This window comes from Microbacterium sp. ZXX196, from assembly GCF_009709595.1.
Taxonomy (GTDB): domain Bacteria; phylum Actinomycetota; class Actinomycetes; order Actinomycetales; family Microbacteriaceae; genus Microbacterium; species Microbacterium excoecariae.
In genome coordinates, this window is record NZ_WMEE01000309.1 from 1 (window position 1) to 259 (window position 259).

Annotated in this window: 1 protein-coding gene; it reads right to left on the reverse strand. The window is 37.5% G+C overall.

What is annotated here, in order from left to right; translation table 11 throughout:
• Window positions 1-5: 5 nt before the first annotated feature.
• The gene (locus GJQ66_RS13155; protein ID WP_155049677.1) at window positions 6-146 is read right to left on the reverse strand and encodes a hypothetical protein; all 141 of its coding nucleotides are present in this window, start codon (window positions 144-146) and stop codon (window positions 6-8) included.
• Between the last annotated feature and the right edge of the window lie 113 nt (window positions 147-259).

Sequence of the window (259 nt, forward strand, 5' to 3'; positions counted from 1 at the left end):
ATCCGCTAGTCTGAGTTTAATACTGAAAAAAAAGGCGTAACGGCTATGGCCAGCGCTAAAATAAACACGGCAATAGAACCCGCCTTATTTTTATTTTGCCAAAGTTCCAAGGCAAAACCAGCTGTATACATAAAAACTATGATCATGATTCCCCACGCTAATGTGTTCAATTCAATCCCTCATTTGCTCTAAACTCGGCAATTCACTTTGTCTGCCAAATTCTCCAAATTTGATTTTTACAGATACATTAACCTTCATA